17 protein-coding genes are annotated in these 18,196 nt (G+C 51.3%); 7 read left to right on the top strand and 10 right to left on the bottom strand.

What is annotated here, in order from left to right; genetic code table 11:
- Nucleotides 1-38 precede the first annotated feature (38 nt).
- Complete coding sequence (locus tag L3D05_RS06260; protein ID WP_239615153.1) at nucleotides 39-782, top strand: YheC/YheD family protein; 744 nt, start codon at nucleotides 39-41, stop codon at nucleotides 780-782.
- A 58-nt stretch (nucleotides 783-840) separates the two neighbouring features.
- On the opposite strand, the gene L3D05_RS06265 is transcribed toward L3D05_RS06260, so the two are convergent.
- A complete protein-coding gene (locus tag L3D05_RS06265; RefSeq protein ID WP_239615154.1) occupies nucleotides 841-1,956 on the bottom strand; it encodes a glycosyltransferase family 4 protein in 1,116 nt (371 codons plus the stop codon).
- Nucleotides 1,957-2,116: 160 nt separating this feature from the next.
- On the opposite strand from L3D05_RS06265, the gene L3D05_RS06270 reads away from it, so the two are divergent.
- Nucleotides 2,117-2,743: a hypothetical protein gene (locus L3D05_RS06270; protein WP_239615155.1), complete on the top strand. Its 627-nt coding sequence runs from the start codon at nucleotides 2,117-2,119 to the stop codon at nucleotides 2,741-2,743.
- 108 nt (nucleotides 2,744-2,851) lie between these two features.
- On the opposite strand, the gene L3D05_RS06275 is transcribed toward L3D05_RS06270, so the two are convergent.
- The 5 genes from L3D05_RS06275 to L3D05_RS06295 all read right to left on the bottom strand — a co-directional run bounded on the left by L3D05_RS06275 (nucleotide 2,852) and on the right by L3D05_RS06295 (nucleotide 9,161).
- Entirely contained in the window at nucleotides 2,852-4,045 is a 1,194-nt protein-coding gene (locus L3D05_RS06275; protein ID WP_239615156.1) for a YheC/YheD family endospore coat-associated protein, read from the bottom strand.
- Between the two features lie 75 nt (nucleotides 4,046-4,120).
- The gene (locus L3D05_RS06280) at nucleotides 4,121-5,293 is read right to left on the bottom strand and encodes a YheC/YheD family endospore coat-associated protein (RefSeq protein ID WP_369417951.1); all 1,173 of its coding nucleotides are present in this window, start codon (nucleotides 5,291-5,293) and stop codon (nucleotides 4,121-4,123) included.
- Nucleotides 5,290-6,666, bottom strand: coding sequence for a YheC/YheD family protein (locus tag L3D05_RS06285; RefSeq protein WP_239615157.1), 1,377 nt, complete (start codon nucleotides 6,664-6,666; stop codon nucleotides 5,290-5,292). The genes L3D05_RS06280 and L3D05_RS06285 overlap by 4 nt, the downstream gene beginning before the upstream one ends.
- On the bottom strand, nucleotides 6,647-7,819 hold the full coding sequence (locus L3D05_RS06290) for a YheC/YheD family endospore coat-associated protein (protein WP_239615158.1): 1,173 nt from the start codon (nucleotides 7,817-7,819) through the stop codon (nucleotides 6,647-6,649). The genes L3D05_RS06285 and L3D05_RS06290 overlap by 20 nt, the downstream gene beginning before the upstream one ends.
- A complete protein-coding gene (locus L3D05_RS06295; RefSeq protein ID WP_239615159.1) occupies nucleotides 7,794-9,161 on the bottom strand; it encodes a YheC/YheD family endospore coat-associated protein in 1,368 nt (455 codons plus the stop codon). The genes L3D05_RS06290 and L3D05_RS06295 overlap by 26 nt, the downstream gene beginning before the upstream one ends.
- A 211-nt stretch (nucleotides 9,162-9,372) precedes the next feature.
- Between L3D05_RS06295 and L3D05_RS06300 the strand changes: the two genes are divergently transcribed.
- Together L3D05_RS06300 and L3D05_RS06305 are read left to right on the top strand one after the other, a co-directional pair.
- Nucleotides 9,373-10,134: a class I SAM-dependent methyltransferase gene (locus L3D05_RS06300; RefSeq protein ID WP_239615160.1), complete on the top strand. Its 762-nt coding sequence runs from the start codon at nucleotides 9,373-9,375 to the stop codon at nucleotides 10,132-10,134.
- A complete protein-coding gene (locus tag L3D05_RS06305) occupies nucleotides 10,131-11,159 on the top strand; it encodes an MBL fold metallo-hydrolase (protein ID WP_239615161.1) in 1,029 nt (342 codons plus the stop codon). The genes L3D05_RS06300 and L3D05_RS06305 overlap by 4 nt, the downstream gene beginning before the upstream one ends.
- A gap of 57 nt (nucleotides 11,160-11,216) precedes the next feature.
- On the opposite strand, the gene L3D05_RS06310 is transcribed toward L3D05_RS06305, so the two are convergent.
- Nucleotides 11,217-11,768, bottom strand: a complete 552-nt coding sequence (locus L3D05_RS06310; protein WP_239615162.1) for a phosphatidylglycerophosphatase A family protein — start codon at nucleotides 11,766-11,768, stop codon at nucleotides 11,217-11,219.
- A 160-nt stretch (nucleotides 11,769-11,928) separates the two neighbouring features.
- Here L3D05_RS06310 and L3D05_RS06315 point away from each other — a divergent pair, with 160 nt between their 5' ends.
- Nucleotides 11,929-12,999 (top strand): GerMN domain-containing protein, encoded by a 1,071-nt coding sequence (locus L3D05_RS06315; RefSeq protein WP_239615163.1) that lies wholly within the window; start codon nucleotides 11,929-11,931, stop codon nucleotides 12,997-12,999.
- Nucleotides 13,000-13,003: 4 nt separating this feature from the next.
- Here the strand turns inward: L3D05_RS06315 and L3D05_RS06320 are convergent, their stop codons facing one another.
- The 3 genes from L3D05_RS06320 to L3D05_RS06330 are packed head-to-tail and all read right to left on the bottom strand — an operon-like array spanning nucleotide 13,004 to nucleotide 16,591.
- Complete coding sequence (locus tag L3D05_RS06320) at nucleotides 13,004-14,101, bottom strand: Ger(x)C family spore germination protein (RefSeq protein ID WP_239615164.1); 1,098 nt, start codon at nucleotides 14,099-14,101, stop codon at nucleotides 13,004-13,006.
- 29 nt (nucleotides 14,102-14,130) lie between these two features.
- Complete coding sequence (locus tag L3D05_RS06325) at nucleotides 14,131-15,255, bottom strand: hypothetical protein (protein WP_239615165.1); 1,125 nt, start codon at nucleotides 15,253-15,255, stop codon at nucleotides 14,131-14,133.
- A gap of 4 nt (nucleotides 15,256-15,259) precedes the next feature.
- The gene (locus tag L3D05_RS06330) at nucleotides 15,260-16,591 is read right to left on the bottom strand and encodes a spore germination protein (protein ID WP_239615166.1); all 1,332 of its coding nucleotides are present in this window, start codon (nucleotides 16,589-16,591) and stop codon (nucleotides 15,260-15,262) included.
- A gap of 157 nt (nucleotides 16,592-16,748) precedes the next feature.
- Here L3D05_RS06330 and rph point away from each other — a divergent pair, with 157 nt between their 5' ends.
- Both rph and L3D05_RS06340 read left to right on the top strand, forming a co-directional pair.
- Nucleotides 16,749-17,498 (top strand): ribonuclease PH, encoded by a 750-nt coding sequence (gene rph / locus L3D05_RS06335; RefSeq protein WP_305037414.1) that lies wholly within the window; start codon nucleotides 16,749-16,751, stop codon nucleotides 17,496-17,498.
- Nucleotides 17,495-18,133 (top strand): XTP/dITP diphosphatase, encoded by a 639-nt coding sequence (locus L3D05_RS06340; protein WP_239615167.1) that lies wholly within the window; start codon nucleotides 17,495-17,497, stop codon nucleotides 18,131-18,133. Before rph ends, L3D05_RS06340 begins: the two co-directional genes overlap by 4 nt.
- The last annotated feature ends 63 nt before the right edge of the window (nucleotides 18,134-18,196 follow it).

The raw sequence follows: 18,196 nt of genomic DNA on the forward strand, positions 1-18,196 counted from the left end.
GGATATGATCCGTAAACTGAGTTCAGGGAGTGTGTAAGGTGCCTCAGCACATTGGAAGCAAATGGAAGAAAACAACCGCGCTGATGAACAGTAAACCGCTAAGGCGGATGATTCCAACAACGGCGAAATTCAGCGTACTTCAACTTAAGAGGATGCTGGAGCAATTCGGTATGGTTTATGTAAAACCGGACGTCGGGAGTCATGGTAACGGTGTGACGAGGGTTGAATATTCGAAGGGGCATTACAGCTTTCAGATTGGCAAACGAATCCATGCATTTCGCTCCTATGATCTCATGGTCGCGGCGCTTCGCAAGCAAATCAAAGGGAAACGCTATTTGGTTCAAAAAGGCATTCATTTGCTCAAGCATCATGGACGAAGATTCGATATACGGATTATGGCGCAAATAAACCTCCGTAAACAATGGGAAACGACAGGAATGATCGGCAGGGTGGCCGCTCCGCGAAAAATCATTACCAATTTTCACGGAGGAGGCACTCTGACGCCCGTGAATCTCTTATTAAGCTATCGGCTAAGCCGCAGCGATTATTATCGGAAAATTCGCGAGTTCGAGAAAATGGGCGTTCAGGCTGGACGGACCATACGCAAGCGTTTTCCCGGAGTCTGCGAAATCGGCTTGGATATCGGAATGGACAGCACCTATACACCATGGATCATCGAGGTGAATACTGCGCCCGATCCTTATATCTTTCGCAAGCTAAGGGATCCAGCGATCTTTCGGAAAATTAGGCGTTACGCTAAAGCTTACGCCCGTTCACGGTAATCAAGGAGAAACAGGAAGGCCCGGAGCTCTCGATGGCAGAGCTCCGGGCTTTCTTACGTTACTTTTGGTTACGATATTTGGCGTATGCCCGAACGATTCGCTTGGCTGTCGCTCCCCAGCTAAACTGTTTCATGCAGTCGCTGCGCGCAAGACGAGACATTCGGTTCCGCGTGTCGCGCTGATTGCTAAGCTTGATAATGGCTTTGGCGAACCCTTGAGGTTGCTTGTAGTTTTTAATTAAAATGCCATTTCGGTTATGTTTAATGATTTCCTTGATCCCGCCGTTATTGGAAGCAATGACGGGCAGTCCGGAAGACATCGCTTCGACGTTCACCAATCCGAATGCTTCATGCTTCTGGGACGGACAGACGAATACATCCGCTTTCCTGTACACGTTATGGATGCTGCTGTGGGGAATGTTGCCAAGAAATCGGGTTCTCACTTTAAGTTTGCGAGCCAGGGAGCGCATTTGGTTCATATAACCCGGTCGCGATGAACCGCCGGCAATGATGACCTCTAAGGGTTTCTTGGCTTCGCCCTGAGCGAGCTTTACTGCCCGGAGAAGTACGGGCACCCCTTTGCGGGGAATGATTCTTCCCGTGAATAACACTTTGAACGTGCGGCCCGGGTTCGGTTTTCGCGCGGGCGAAAAACGATTCGTGTCCACGCCGAGCCATATTTTGCGTATTCGTCCCGAGATGCCGGGGAAACGCGATGACAATTGCTGCTTCAAGGATGAGCTATTGGCGAGTATGAGATCCGCATGGGCAACATCTCTGGCTGCTGCTGATCGGGTTGTGAAGGGGGGGCCGACAAATGTAAGGGAATGGAGGAACAAGGTCACGGGAATGCCCTTATTGCGAAGCAACTGTTTTAGAGGGCGGATGAAACGCGGACGGTTGTCTACTTGGACGACATCGAACCGCTTATTGCCGATCCATTTCTTGACATGGGATAAATATTTCATAGGACTTCCGGTCGGCACCCGATAAATATGAACTCCATTTATCTGGGAGTGCTGGGGATATCGAGGATGGCTCCTGCTTACAACGGTCACCTGATGAGATTTTGCCAGCTGTTTGGCTATGGCGAGAATGCCGATTTCAACGGAGCCTCCAAGCAAGGGAGGGACCGTAATTTGCTCTGGAGCAATAATCAAAATGCGCATATTCATCCCCTTACTCCGTAATCGAGTTTTAAATTCGGTACACATCTAATTTATGTAAGAGATGTACAACTCTCCTGAGGCATTTATCTCCTAAGCCGAAGCTTTATTCGTGAAAATGGGCGCTCTTTTGCTATAATACAGCCATACCTTCGAGAGGAGTTGCGGGATGACGATTATTGGCAGATTGGCAACGTCCCTCCATCGTAAAGACGAGGAGCCCAACGTTGAGCTTGCACGCGCGATTGTAGACGAAGGGGATACCGAAGCGATAATCGAGCTGCTCGGTAACCTTAACCACAAAAATAAAAATATCCAAAGCGACTGTATCAAGGTACTCTATGAAATCGGAATGATGGAGCCATCTTTGATCTCCGAGCATTATCGATTGTTCGTGGCACTGCTCGGGAGCAAAAACAACCGACTGGTGTGGGGAGCGATGACCGCGCTGGATGCGATCGCATCCGTTCAACCCGACGAGATCCACTCCGAGCTGTCTCCGATCTTGGAAGCTGCAGACAAGGGATCCGTCATCACGAAGGATCACGGAGTCAGCATCTTAATTAAGCTTTACCGATCGGAGCGTTATGCGGATCAGGTGTTTCCGTTGCTCATTAGTCTGTTGAAGAGTTGTCCGACCAATCAGCTTCCCATGTATGCCGAGAATGCGATGCCGGCGATCCGTAACGAACATAAAGACGACCTTTCCGAGACGCTCCTGTCGAGGCTGATCGAAATCGAGAAAGATAGCAAGCGTAAGCGAGTTGAGAAGGTAATCGTGAAGCTTGGCAGCTAGAGTTTAGTTCGTATTACCTGGATGATTTAGCCGAATAAACGGGAGTGATTTCGAAGGTCGCACAACACCTTTGAAATCACTCCCGTTCAGTTTATAGGGGGTCGGCCGTCAATCCAAGCGATCCGAATAATCGTCGATTTCGTCCAGTTGCAGTCGCTGCTCCAAATTCGCGTTCTTGCTCGTGGAAAGCTTGTTGTCCCGCGATTCTTTCTTCTGGCGATACGTCCAAAGCGCGTATTCAATGGGGCGTACGATCGCTTTGCGGTAAACCTCGTGTTCTCCCGCTTGCTTAAATACTTCACGAGAGGGCTTCGGATTGACCTCTAACAGCCAGATTTTCCCGTTCCTGTCGATTGCCAGATCGAGAGCCAATTCGCACAACGCGCCGTAAGAGGTTTCTAGATGGCGGGCGACGTTAATGCCGAAAGCTTCGGCGGTTTTGCGAATTTCCGTGATCGTCGCTTCACTGCCGATCCATTGCCGCAGAAGGGAGTTCATGGAGGCCGCCTCACCTCCGCCATGCAGATTGGACGTTATGCTGCGCACAGGTCCAACGCGACCTGCACAGCCCGTCACTTCCCAAGCCCCTGAGCCGTTCTTCTGCACGAGCATGCGATAGTCGTGAATTCTCCCGTTCGGCAGTTTAATGTTAAGCCCTTGCTGAACAATATAACGATCGCCATGCATATCCCAGCTTCCAAGAGCGGCCGAAAGACCGCTTCGAGAAATGCGTCTAGGCCGTACGATGCTCCTCGCGTGATTCCGGCCTTGCAGCAGCAATGTACCGTCCTTTCCCCGATCGATGCGAAGGATTCCTCGTCCCCCGGTTCCGTTAATCGGTTTTAAGTATACGGTCGGGAACTTCTTGAGCACGGCCACGACATCTTCAGTCGATTGATACAACCTCGTAACCGGCAAGTGGGCACGGAAGCTGGCGACTTTGCTTAGCGTACGATAGACAGTCCATTTGTTGCGAAGAGGCCGATTGAGGAACAAGAGGTGGGAGTAACGCTTGCGGAAAGCGAGTAATTGTTGGAAGCGGTAGCTTCTCTGAATACGGCATCGGTCATAAATTACGTTAGGGAAGCGTACCCAGCTCCTGCCCCACTTTTTGGTCGTACCGTTAAAAACCATCGCATGAATTTTACCGCTGCTATCCTCTACGTCTTGCGGAGTAAACACGAAGACGGATATTCCGATCCGCTTGCCCGCGGCGATCATTTTCTCGTAAACCGGACGCTCTTCCAAAACTTTGGACTCATTCAGATATAAGGTGAGAATGCCGAGAATGGGCTGCGCCATGGATTTTTCACCTCCGCGCCGAAAAGTTCGGCTGGGAAAGGGCGAAGCTTAAGCCACAGTATGCCGAAATTGCGTTCATGTGGCTACGCCTCCTTTGTTTTCTTGCTGCAGGCGATGAAGATAGAGGCTATATTGAAAAATTCGCTCCAGCGATTTGTTGCGAATATGCGGTTCGTCGAACTTCATCGGCTTGGAATTCGCTTCGAAAAACCAGACGTGCCCGACTTCATCGACGCCAAGATCCATCGACATCTCGCACAAACGGGAGTGAGCGGATCGTTCGATTTGTTTCGCTAAAGTAATCGTCGTGTTGCGGACTTTGACAAGTACCTTCTCCGTTTTTTCCTTGCCGAAAATCGAGCTAAGCAATTTTTCCGGATCGTCGATATATCCGCCACGCGGAACATGGGTCGTAATGCTGGAATCGCCCGCTACCCGGGCTCCGATGCCCGATAGCTCCCATTGTCCGGTTCCGTTTTTCTGAACCAACGCCCTCAGGTCGAACGGTCGGCTGTTTACGGTCGCCAAATTGATTCCTTGCTGGGCGATATACGGCTCGCCAAGAACATCGGATTGTTTCACTACACGGTCCCATAACCTTTTCATCGTACCGGACCGATATGTCCGGCTGCCCTTTTCTTCTTGAATCTTCAAGCGATAGGGCAACCGTTTCTCCGGTTGCACCATCACTGTCATGATCCCTACGCCTGCCTTCCCGCGAACGGGCTTGAGATAGAGCATGCTATGCTTCTTCAGAAGGTTAGCCAGAATGAGCGGCGCCGTAAGCTTCTTCGTCTCGGGGATATAAGCTTTCGTCGCTTTATTGTCGTTCAGCCATTGGAACAAGGACCATTTGTTGAAAAACCGACGATTGAACAGTCGCATATTAGGTTGCTTCGATAGTGCCGCCAGTTTTTTTTTCACTCGCGGCAACCTTTCGTCTTCCCGTTGGGGAATTCGGTTGTAGACGATGTCTGGACGCGGAAACCAGTTCCGTACCCATGTATCGTCCTCTTGGCGAAAAGTATATCCGAGTACCCTCGCAGCATGAAGCTTCAAATGTTTGACCGTGATGACGTAGGTGACGATACCCATTTGTTTGCCTGTAATAATGAGGTCGGCAAAATTGCTCCGGTTACCGCGAAACAATTGAATATCATCTTCGATGGTGAGAATCGCGACGATCGGTTTATCAGCCATTTCATCCGCAACATTCGGTTGGGGGGAGAGAGATTTCGGAATCGTCAAGATTCATCCCTCCTGCGGAATTTACTCAAGTAAAGGCAATGATCCAGTAGATATTCGAGAGAAGCTTTACCTTGCTCCTTCAGCGCAGGATGCTTGAAGATCGACCTACCCGGCTTGGCGTTCGCCTCGAACATCCAGACGGCGCTATCCCGATCGATGCCGATATCGAGCCCGAGCTCGCCTAACTGATGGGAGTAGTTGCGCTCGATGGCTTCAGACAGCTTGATGGCGACCTCTTTGGCCTCCTTGAGCACATCCTCCGCTTTCGTGCCGAAAGTCCGGCTGAGCGCTTGCTCCGGAGTCATGAGCGAACCCCCATTTTTGATGTGGGTTGTCACGCTGCCCCGTCCCGCTTTTTTGGCGCCGATTCCGGCGACGACCCACTCATTGCGGCCGTCCTTATGCATATGGAAACGAAAATCGATCGGGCAATTGTCGATTTCGACCAATCGAATGCCTTGCTGGACGACATAATTGCTTAAATTGCCTCCGTGTCGGGTTCGTAGCATTTTCATAAGGCTATTGAAATTGCTGAACCTCAGCAGCACGTTCCCGTCGCTCCTACGGTAGCGGATGAAGTATCCTTTGCGAGGGTGATAGGTAAGCCGGTATATCCCAACGCCAAGGCTGCCCGCGGTCGGTTTGTAGTAGAGAAATTGATGTTTTTCTAGCAACTCTTTGATTTTCTCCGGACTCGGATTGTTGATCGATTCCGGGAGATGCCTTAAAGCTTCTACATCGTTGTCCAGAAGAGTATAAACATCGGACTTGTTGAAGAAGCTCCAGTTGAAGAAAGGAATTTTTTTCTTGACGAATCGCTCCCGGAGGGAAGTCATCGTCATACCGACTTCAGCTCGTCGGCTTGGTAGGCGGTTATAGACAACATCCGGTAACGGAACGACGCGCCGAGTCCAACCGCCGCCGCCGTCCAAGAACCAACCGTGAATCGTTTCCTGCTGCCAATTAATATCGCGAGGCGTGAACGCGAAGAAATAGGCTTTCTTCTGACCGAGCTGAAGAAGCTGTTTAATGAACCCGGTTCTTTCCCCGAACGGAGCGGATGAAGAGCGGATGTTGCTATCGGTCAGTACTCCGATGAGAGGCCCAAGCTGAATTTCTTCTCCTTCATCTTTAGCCAGATAAACATTGCCGGAATTAGGAATTCTTACGGACCGCCTAAGCCCCGCAGACATGTAGACATGATGACCTTTACGTTTGATGGTCCGCACTGTGGCGGGTACGCTGTCTTTGCCGAGCTTGACGTTAACCGATTTACGTCCGTCAAGCTTAAGCAGCTTCGCAAGCGGGCTGGAAAACCATACGATACGTTCCGGCTGCTGTGTGAAATGGACGTTACAGATGGTCAAACTCATGAATTACCCTCCCAAGTGGTCGAAGCAGGATAGATCTGGCATAGGACAACGGCTGTAGGGCAGCGGCCAGCACGGCCTCTTGGCCTGCGGAGCGCATAGAGGTGCGCCCCGGCTTGGAGTTAGCCTCCAGAAACCACAGCTTGCCGCTGCAGTCTACCCCAAAGTCCAAACCGATTTCGGCGAATCGTCCCAATGTTTGTTCCAGTCTAGCAACGATCAGAAATGATAAGCTGCTTACTTCTTGGAGCAGCTCGGCTCCACGTTGTTCTCCGAAAAGCTTAGTCAGCACTTCCTTCGCCGGAGCGGCATTGCCGCCACCGTGAAGATTGGACGTCACGTTGTCCGGGGACCCGAGGCGAGCGGCTACGCCGGTCAACGTCCAACGGCCGGTTTGGTCCTTCTGCATCAAGCAGCGTAGATCGAACGGCTCTCCATTTCGACCCTTCAGCTCCAGCAGCGGCTGCATCAGATAGGCACGATCTCCAATCCAACGGTCTAGACGATGCAGCGCCTCCGCTTCGCTTAAGCCGTGGATAGCCATCGGACGATTATCGCCTTGCCTGCCCGTTAGATTGACTTTCCCGTTCCCGACTCGGCATATCGCGATAACGCGTTTGCCTTGGCTGCCGGCTATCGGCTTCAGGAAAACGGAACCGCGGCACTTCCGCAACCAAGCGGCGATCGAGGTTGGACCCTGATATCGGACCGTCGGGGGTATCGTCTTCGCGATTGTTCTATCAGTCGATAACACTTCGTACACTTTTCCTTTATGCGGCAAGAATCCATTCAGGAAGGTAAGCTGTTTAACGGCACGAATATTCTGGATGGCTAATCGGTAACGTCGCTTCTCCTCTTGCGTCTCCGGCCAAGAACGATCGTAGACGACGGAGGGCAATTGCCGCCTGCACGCTTCCCAACGATGCTTATCCGGGTTCCAACTCCAGCCTTTAACGGAATCGTTCGCGGCATCCCAGGTCCATGGAGCAAATGCGAACAATTGCAGACCGCTTGCTGCCCCCAGCACGTTAAGGCGTTTGATGAAGGTGCTTTCCGCGAACGGGGGGTTCCCGTTGCGTTCGCATACGAGTATTCCTAATGCCGTATCCGAGCGTACTTTTCCATAGGGTTTAGAAACCGGAGATGTAACGGGCATATTGAATTAGCATCCGCACCGAGGGGCGGATTTTCCCTTCATTAAGTGGTGTATTATCGTTCTTAGACGGCTTGGAATTGACCTCAAGCAGCCATACCCTTCCCATGGTATCCAACGCAAGATCGATTCCAAGCTCGCCGAAATGAGCCGGAATATGCGTATCTACTCCCCGGGCAATGTCCAGCGCTGCTCTCGACAGGCGCGAGGAAGCATCTCCCCGGAATTGGACGGGAAGATTGGACTTGGCTACGGATTCCCTCACCGTCGAGAGAGTTCCTCCCCTAGCGAGATTAGACACGAAATGATGGCTTCCCGCCGTTCGGGCCACGATCGAGGTGATCACCCATTTGCCGCTTGCATTTTTCTGCGTTAAAGCACGGTAGTCCACGGGGCGTCCTCCGATTTCAATCAAATTAAGCCCTTGCTGTACGAGATAGCGGACGGTTTTCATCTTGGCGGCAATCGTCGAGAATAGCTTCACTAAGCTGCTGTAGGATTGCTTCTTCGTACCGCCGACGGTGGCATAGGAAGCTTGCCAGTTTTCCGGACCGATTCGCGAGAGACGGATGATTCCCTTGCCCAAGCTTCCTCTAACAGGCTTAAGGAAGACGGAGCTATACCTGGAGCACATACTTTTGAGCATCGTATAGTTTTGCAGGGAGTGGGATTCAGGCAAATATCTTTGCAAAGAGCTGTCTTTCTTCAAAGCTTCGAACACTTCGGATTTGTCGAGAAATTTCTCGTTAAACACATGCGCTCCGAAACGGTGCTTGATCTCGCGCATAAATTGCTGGACAATCGGACGATTTTCCAACTTGCGGGAGGTTAAGCGGTTGTTCACGACATCGGGGGCGGGCAGCACCATTTTGTTCCAGCTTTTGGTGTACACCCAGCCCTCGACGGAAGACAGACTTGACCCGATCGCTTTCGGAGTGAAAAAATACACATAGGCGCCTTGGCTACGGCAGGCATCGGTTAACTCGCGGCAGAACATCGTAATGTCTCCGAACGGTTTATCCGCTTGCCCAGGATTATCGCGACTGACCATGACTCCGATTAGCGGACCGAGAGCCAATGTTCTAGTCGTTGTCTTGTACTGGATGCGAAGCGGTGTCCCGGAGAAGATCCCTATTCTGCGAGCAAGCGTCTGGCTGATTCTGAGCCCTTCAAATCGGGGCACGGGGACGATGGTGACGGAGTGACGGAATGAACCGAATTGTAAAGCTAGATGCTGCTGAGCGGGGATTTTCCACTGCTTCATCAGGGATTCTCCCAGCATCAGGACGTCATCGGACAATATGCCGGAACTGATGACCTGGACGTCGATTTTTGGGGTGGACATGTTTCGTACTCCTTCCACCTTTGCGTATGTCGTGGCGAAGGCTCTCGTAGGCTTCCTTCCCGGGGGCTAGCGAGAATACTCCATCATATGAGGACATCTATCTATCGGTGATAGCCCTTAATGGATTGGGACTTGGGGTAGGAATGATGTTATGATGGAAAATAAGAATTTCAGGGGAAGTCATAGGATAGCGTAAAGGAGTTTAAGTTTCATGGGAGATTGGTTTACTGAAAGTTTCGGCGAGGATTATAAAATCGTCTACCGCCATCGGAATGGGGAAAACGCGGCACGGGAAATCGCCGCGATGATGAAGTGGATGAATATTCGTCCGGGGGCTGCCGTACTGGATGTCGGCTGCGGGATGGGGCGACATGCCCTCGTGTTAAAAGAATTAGGCTACGCGGTAACAGGACTGGATTTGTCCGACGTTTTGCTTAATGAAGCTCGTAGTGCAGAAGCCGGTAAGGACATCGTATGGATTAACGGCGACATGCGCAGCTTGCCGTTCGAAGACGGTTCCTTCGAAGCCGTGGTCAACTGGTTTACCTCTTTCGGCTATTTTACCGATTACCGTGATAATGTACGGGTATTGCATCAAATCAAGAGGGTACTTAAACCGGAGGGCCGGTATTTGATCGATTTCTTGAACTCGAATTATTTAGTGCGCCATCTGGTGCCGCTATCCGAACGGGTAGACGAACAGACAGGATTACATATCGTAGAGAAGCGTAAGATCGAAGATGGTTTTGTCGTTAAAAATATCGAAGTCAAGCCTCCCGTGGACGAAAATGGCCATCAAGCGGCAACCCGATATTACGAGGAACGCGTCCGCTTAATCGGCTTGGAGCAGTTCGAGCAGATGCTAGACGAAACGGGAATGTCGCTGGAGCAAATTTATGGGGATTACGACGGTAGTCCCTATCATCCGGAGAGCTCTAAACGTCTTATTCTTCAGGGGAGAAGCCGAGGATGAACATGCAAGCGAGTACGATTACGAAGTTGGAAGACGGTTGGCTGCAAGTGAAGGTTCCGCTTCCGTATTCGTTGAAATGGGTTAATGCGTATCTTTTGCCGGAAAATGAAGGCTGGACGCTCATCGATCCCGGCCTGCGCAATGAAGAGACGGAACATTTTTGGTCGGCAGTGCTGATTGAGGCCGGGATTGGCTGGAAAGATATTCAATCGATCGTGCTTACCCATTATCATCCCGATCATTACGGGCTGGCGGGATGGTTTCAACAACGCACCGGCGCGCCGGTGCGAATGTCGCAAGTCGCGAAGCATTACGCGAATAGACTTTGGGGCGAAGGGGAGACGTTCTCCGACGAGTTGACCGAGGCTTTCATCCGGCATGGTCTAGTGGAGGAGCTTATCGCAGACATGAAAACCCATATGAGCGGATTCAAGCTTAAGGTGTCTCCGCATCCCGTGGAGCCAATCCTCATTGGCCCTGGGGATAAGATCGTAATGGGCGGAGTCGAGTGGGACATTCTCGGCGGTGAGGGACATGCGCCCGGCCATCTGATCTTCCACGATCCGGTAAGCCGTAAGTTATTGTGCGGGGATCAAGTGCTTCCCGACATTTCGCCGAATATCGGCTGGATGCCTGGAGGCGACCCCGATCCGCTCGGTTCTTTCCTCTCCAGCTTGCGCGAGCTGTTGATCTTGGATGTCCGGGTCGCCTTTCCGGGGCATAGAGATCCTTTTACTGCATTTCGCCAACGGATCGATCAGTTGCTGGAGCACCACGAGCGCCGGCTGCTGAGAATGGCCGAGCTTATCGGCGATGAGGAGAGAACGGCGTTCGACGTATGCGAGCTTTTGTTCGGCGTACGGTTGAGGGGCAACACGCACAATCTTCGGTTCGCGCTCGCGGAGACGATTGCGCATCTCGTTCAGTTGGAGAAGCGGGGACTCCTGGTTAAGGTTGAATCGTCAGCGGAGCCGCATAGGGATGATCATCACTTGTTCCGATACCGTCGGACAACTCTTTCGTGAATAAAAAACGGGCTACCTCCGAGAGTCATTTTCAGACTCTGTGGGGTAGCCCGCTTTTTATTTGTCCGAGCCTTCTTGCAAAGCTTCCTCGATGGCCTCGCGCTCCGCTTGCTTGCGATGGGCGATGCGGCTGGAAGCCGACGCGGCGATTGCCCCTACGATATCGTCAAGGAAAGTATGAATTTCCCCGCTGTTTTTATCGTTCAATTTACGCAGGACGCCCGGCTTAAGCTTATCCACGTACCCGAAATTCGTAAATCCGATACTTCCGTATACGTTCACGATACTCAGTGCCAATATTTCATCGCAGCCATACAAGCCTTCATCGTAAGCGATCATATTTTGCAAAGGCGGCAGCAGCTTTCCTTCTTCCGCGAGAATATCTAGTTGAATTCCCGTGAGAACCGCGTTCTGCACCTCGCGCTTGGACAATACCGCTTCTACGTTAATGACGCATTCTGCGAGAGTCAACTCGGGGAAATAATCTTTTTGCAGCAGCATCACGAGCTGGCCGATCTGTTCTTTCGTAACACCGCGTTTCGTTAACCATTCTTCCGTCGATCTGGCGACTTCCTTGCTGTTTAGACGGTATGCGTTCAATTGGGACATGAACAACACCTCTTTCCGAAGCCATAGGCCTCCGTCGTGAACTTGAATAGGACAAACATTCATAAATATCTTAAGGGCTCGTATACATAGTACTACAAATAGGATGCCGGTGGAACGGCAGCCCGCTCTTATGAAATATTTATAATGGGAGGAATTAAGGATGAGTACGAAGTCCTACCGCGGACGGTCAGTCAGAAGATGGGGCGGACTGTTGCTGCTATTGCCTTTATTATCCGCTTGCAGCCAAGGGACCCCGACCAATCAGGGGGTGGATGCAAGGATCGATCCGCCTCCATCCGCTATTGAGCAAGCGATGATCGGGGAAGCATCGGCTGCCACGTTCTCGGCAGCTGGAGAGGTCGTCACGGTCTACTTGCTTGACCGCAACGGCTATCTGGCTCCAATGTCGCTGAGACTGGATGACCAATCCCCGTCGAATCAGTCGTCCGCCCAGAAAGCGATTGCGTGGATGACCGTCAATCAGCAATTGAAGGATCAGCTTCCTCAAGGCTTCTACGCGGTATTGCCGGAAGGAACCAAAGTTAGTTCAGTGACCGAGAATCAATCGGAAGAGACGGTATCCGTCGACTTCGCGACTCCTTTTCCAAGCATTAAAGCGACTCAGGAACGTAAGGTCATTGAAGCGTTAGTCTGGACATTGACGGAGCTTCCCGGGATCAACAAGGTCAAGCTGTCAATCGCGGGCAAGCCGATAAGATCGTTGCCTGCATCCGGATTACCGGTCGATACGGTTCTAACACGCGGGCTTGGCATTAATCTTCAAACGACGAAAGACGTTCAGCCTAGCCGTTCCATGGGCGTGACCTTGTATTTCTCATCGCGGACGGCAGACGGCGAAGGGTATTTCGTACCGGTAACCCGGCTTATCGACCGTCAGCCGGATGTGGCCAAGGCCGCGCTGGAACAGCTCATTCTCGGGCCGCAAAATACGAAATCCCTTCATGCGGTATTAACTTCGGATATGTCCATCGAGAAGCTTTCCCAACTTGCCGACACGGTCAACGTAAGCTTAAAGCATACCAATTGGGAACCCAAGTCGCTAGTCCCTTCCGAAATGATGGAAGCGCTCGTGCTTACTTTAACCGAAGCGACGGGATTGCCGCAGGTTCGTGTCGTCATGAACGGCGACGATTCGTTCGTGGATTCGGATCAACGTTCTTATGATCGGCCCGTAACGCGACCGGCGTACGTCAATTCGTTATCCAGATAAAGCATCATTTGATTAAGCCGGACTTGTCGATGACGATCCGGCTTTGGACGCGGAAAGTAACCGCGGGATACACTTGTTTCCAGTGCTCCCACTCCTTCGCTCTTCCGAAATACTGCGCCAGATAGTGCAGCCCGAAGCCGTAGGGGTCAACGCCCGCATTGCGAATTTTGTACATTAAGTCCTGTAATTGGCTATTGAGCTCCGTTTCCAGCATTTTTTCGATTTTGGACGGGTTTTCTTCGAGTAGATTCCGCGGGCTTTGTTCTAAGAAACCCGTCGCCCGGATAAAGTAATTTACTACGGGAACGGAATCTTTGCTTATGCTCATGCGCGATTTCACCTGGGTTAAGCCGAGTACGATCCGGGTGCCCTGATAAGAAATCCCCATAAAGGATTTGTTGAAATGCTTGGCCGATATGTTAAACAGCTGCGTCTCCGCTGGATCCAAACAGAGGCGCAGCTTTTTTTTGTCCAGAAAAGCGACTCTGTCGAGGCGATAAGAGTTGTTGTCCGTGTCTCTCCTAATGATAGGTAAGTACGCGTCTTTCCCCGTTTCCTTCTGGCGACGAGCCCAATCGAATAAATACTCGGTCAAAGTAAAGGAAGATTCCGTTCCTTCGCTGCCGAACGATAAGAACAATGCGTTGCCGGGGTAGCGTTCGGATTGGGGGTGCAGCTTAAGTACTATATGCGCATTCGGCTCGGCCATCCCTAAGAATGTAACCATTGCGATGTCTCGGCGTCGGGACAACCATTGGAGCGCGGAATCCACCCCTTCCTCCATTAAAGGTTTACCGAACAGGATGACGCGGCAGTGTCCGAAATCGAGCTCCTTGTCGACCAATGCTTTCAGATGCCGTACGGCTTCGGCTATACTCGGCGCTTCAAACGTTTCGACCTCCGTTTTCGCTTCCCCGCTTTCGATCTTGGAGGACGGTATAGCCAAACGAAGAGTCACCCGATAGGTATTGATCTTACTGCCCTGGTCGATTCCCATGGCGACTACGAAAAACCGCTTATCAATGTCTTTAAAGCCGCAGCCAGTTAAGGTGCATAAGAGGGATATCAGTATAATGAGCAGAAATGTCCTTGGACCTTTCATGCAGGTTCCTCCTTGAATCGAAATCCGGGCTAGGATTTGACGGACGAAGCGGATTTTTTCTTGCGAACCCCCATGAGAATAAGCAGGCCAAGAATGACCGGCGTCAATACGTCGGTGACGGTCCGAGCGATAAGCCAATTCTCGTTCACCCACTGGTTGCGCTGCTCATTGGTCCATATGGCATATCCAAACGTAAGCCCGGCAAAGACAAGCGTAATCCACCAATTAGAGGAAGGCACGGGAAACTGTTCCGGCTGAGGCTTATGCTTTGGATGGCAGGCTTTAATGAATTCCATGGCCGTATGCCAAGTGTTCATTGCAAACATGAGCGATAAAGCGGTATACAGCAACAAGAAGAGGTATAAAACCCGGTAGACGAATCCATACTCCAAGATCATCGAATCCGCGGTTACGCTCCACAGGTATAAGAACTCGCCTACTTCAACGGTGCCATGGAAACCGATAGGGATAAAGAAAGAGACGAGCAAGAAAAAGGTACAAAACAATGGAGTAATCCAACGGAAACGAATTTTCGTGCCGGACGGAAGCAGACGGTTATAAATGGCAAGCGTGTTGTACCCTGCGAAGATGAACGTCGCCGCGCAAAAAGAGACGAAGGACGGGGGCGTGCGAATATAACCGGCAGCTACGCGAATCGCATCCCAATCTAGCCAAGGACTGAAAATGGCTTTGAATAAAATCATGATGATTAAAGGTGCGCTGATCAACAATAAAATCTCTTGGGCAAACTGCACGGTACGAGTGCAGCGACTAGCGCCCCAGACCCCGGCCAGAGTCATGAGCAGCAAGAAGAGATAGGGGTTCATGTCAGGGTTGAAAAATTGCTGAATGGTTGCCGAATAGGCGTAAATGACTAAAATGCCCGCCGTTAACCAAATGAAGGCGCCGATGAGATTAAGCGTAACGGCAATGCCGCGCGGTAGCAGGTTATTCAGGATATCGGCTAGTCCCATCCCCGGGAAGCGAAGGAAGAGGGAAGTGGTGACATAGGCTAGTACAGTCCCGAAAACGATGGCGATCACCATGGCAGACACTGCGCCGTTGAAGCGGTGTTGCTCAAGAATCCAAGGGACGAACAGCATAATGTTAATCATGCCGACGTAGATTACGTGATAGTAATAATAACGCGCCATCGTTCTACCTCTTTCCCGGAGCTTGACTTGCTAAATCCCGCTGGTGCGGCGTAAAGAATGCGAAATACGGTTCGCCGAAGCTGCGAAGGCTGCATAAGTAGACGATCATGGCGAAGAAGAGAACGGCTACCCCGCTGATCCCGTAGATCATGGAAATGATCAGGAATAAGTATTTCAGCACTCGAATCGATTGGCTGAAGGCAGAGTTGGGGATCACGAAGTTGGATATCGCTACGACGGAGGTGACGATGATCATGATACTGCTGACGAGTCCAGCCTGTTGGGCCGCTTGTCCCAGAATTAGACCGCCTACGGTCGTGGCCGTCGATCCTACGAAGCGCGGAAGACGAATGCTGGCCTCGATTAGAGCCTCGATCATGAACAACATGATGAACACTTCGATGAACGAAGGATAGGGCACTCCCGCACGGCTCCCGTCGATAGTGAAGGCGAGTTGCACTCTGAATATTTCCGGATTGTAAGAGACGATCGCGATATAGGCCGCCGGTAGAACGAGCGTGAGAAATACGGCGATATATCTCATTGTGGCTAAGAGTCGACTAATCCAGAACGAATCGTAATAGTCATCCATCGCGTTCATGAAATCGTATAGGCGGACGGGTAATAGGATGGCAAGCCGGCTACCGTTAATGAGAATGGCGATTTTGCCTTTGCGAAGCATAGAGGCCACTCTGTCGGGCCGTTCCGTCTGCAGCAAGGTTGGGAAGAAACGATGGCTTTTATCGGTTAATGACTTGACCAATTGGCCCGAAGACAACAAGAGATCGAGATCGACTTTTTCCATTTGCTTATACAACAATTCCAAGACGTCACGGTTAACCAGCTTGCGATCATATACGACCTGAATGGCGGTATTGGAGAAGTTTCCTTTCTCGAAAGGTTCTACGGTCAAAGTAGGCACGTTATACCGAAACCGCAGAAGGTAAAGGTTCAAATCCAAGCTTTCCGTGAAAGCGGATTGCGGCCCTTCCAGCGAAGCTTCTACCTGAGTCGTATCCGGCTCGGTTACAAGGGTACGGTCCGATTTGAAAGAATAGCAGTCATCGCCGATTCGGATCAGTACGAAGCCTTTCAGGAGCAGGCTTGCCCAGCCTTCGGGCTTGTCCGTCTTAGCGAATTTCGGATTGGCGTGAAGCATTCTTCGAAATTCATCCGGATCGAATCGATAGGAGAACGGAACGAGAAGCCCGTCCTTGATATGCTCGTCGCATAAAGCGGGGAAGTAAGCGATCTCCATGTGCCAATAACCGTTATCGAGCGTGTCCGTGAACAAATCGGTAGCATCTTGGAATTGTTGTTTGATTTGCTCCAGCATGGGATATCCCCCGATCCTTCATTTTCCATTGTTTGTATATTGCCCCAATGCTTCGGGATCATACGCGGTTATGCAAGGATCGCACAATTGAACGCGCGTGGTGCTTTTGCTTTCAACCTTTGGTAAAATGGGAGAGATTGAGTTTCTGGGAGGTAAAATGATGAGATCCGATGGCAGACAACCCAGTGACCTGCGGCCTTTCGCGGTTACGCTTCATCCGAATAAATACGCAGAAGGCTCCGTGCTTATAGAAGCCGGGAATACGAAGGTGCTTTGTACCGCGTCCGTGGAAGAGAGAGTTCCTCCGTTCCTGAAGGGGCAAGGTAAAGGCTGGGTAACGGCAGAATATTCCATGCTTCCCCGAGCTACGCATACCCGTAATCAAAGGGAATCCGCTAAAGGCAAGTTAACCGGACGTACGATGGAAATTCAACGCTTAATCGGGCGCGCGCTCCGTTCCGTAGTTAATCTTCATGCGCTTGGCGAAAGAACGATCACGCTGGATTGCGATGTCCTGCAAGCGGACGGAGGCACTCGGACAACGTCTATTACCGGCGCTTACATCGCACTGGCATTGGCGATCCATAAGTTGGCGGGAACGAATGGATTTGATAAATATCCATTAACCGATTTCTTGGCTTCCATAAGCGTCGGCGTTATTCAAGAGCAGCCAGTCGTCGATTTGAATTATGAGGAAGATTCCAAAGCTAAAGTGGATATGAACGTGGTAATGACGGGAGCAGGCGCTTTCGTGGAAGTTCAGGGGACGGGCGAAGAAGCCCCGTTCACGCGAACGGAACTGGATAACATGCTGTCGCTCGCAGAGAATGCCATTCAGCAGCTTATTCAATTGCAGAAGGATACGTTAGGCGCGGCAGGAGAGCGAATCGGCGGAGGTAAGGCATGATCGGGAGTGGCGGCACGCTCATTCTGGCTACCCGTAATAGGGGCAAAACAAAGGAATTTCGCGAGGCGTTCGAGAAAATCGGAATTTCGGTTAAAGATCTTCACGATGTCGAAGGAATACCGGACATTGAAGAAACCGGAGCGACTTTCGCGGACAATGCGTTACTTAAAGCTAAAGGCGTGGCGGATATCGTGGGATTGCCGGTATTGGCGGACGATTCCGGCTTATGCGTGGACGCACTGGATGGGGATCCCGGCGTCTATTCCGCTCGATATGCGGGAGAAGGCGCGGAGGATTCCGCGAATAATGAGAAGTTGCTTCGGGAGCTAGCGCTGCGCGATGATACCGTTCATCGAAGCGAAGATTCGGAGCCTAAGCTGCTGAGTAGCGCGAGATTCGTTTGTTCGCTCGTGTTATACGACCCTGCGGATGGCACCAAGCTAGAAGCCGAAGGCGCTGTCGAAGGGCATATTTTGCGCGAAGCGCGAGGGACGGACGGTTTCGGTTATGATCCGTTGTTCTGGATTTCGTCTCATGGCCGTAGCATGGCGGAGCTTTCGCTCACGGAGAAAAACGAGAGCAGTCATCGCGGACAAGCTTTGCGACGACTGCTCGCCTTGATCGGGAAACAATGAAACACCTTCATACTAACCGTAAGATGACCCGGGAAGTAAACTCTAAAGAGTTAACTTTCCCGG

It is taken from the genome of Cohnella mopanensis (assembly GCF_022352055.1).
Classification (GTDB): domain Bacteria; phylum Bacillota; class Bacilli; order Paenibacillales; family Paenibacillaceae; genus Cohnella; species Cohnella mopanensis.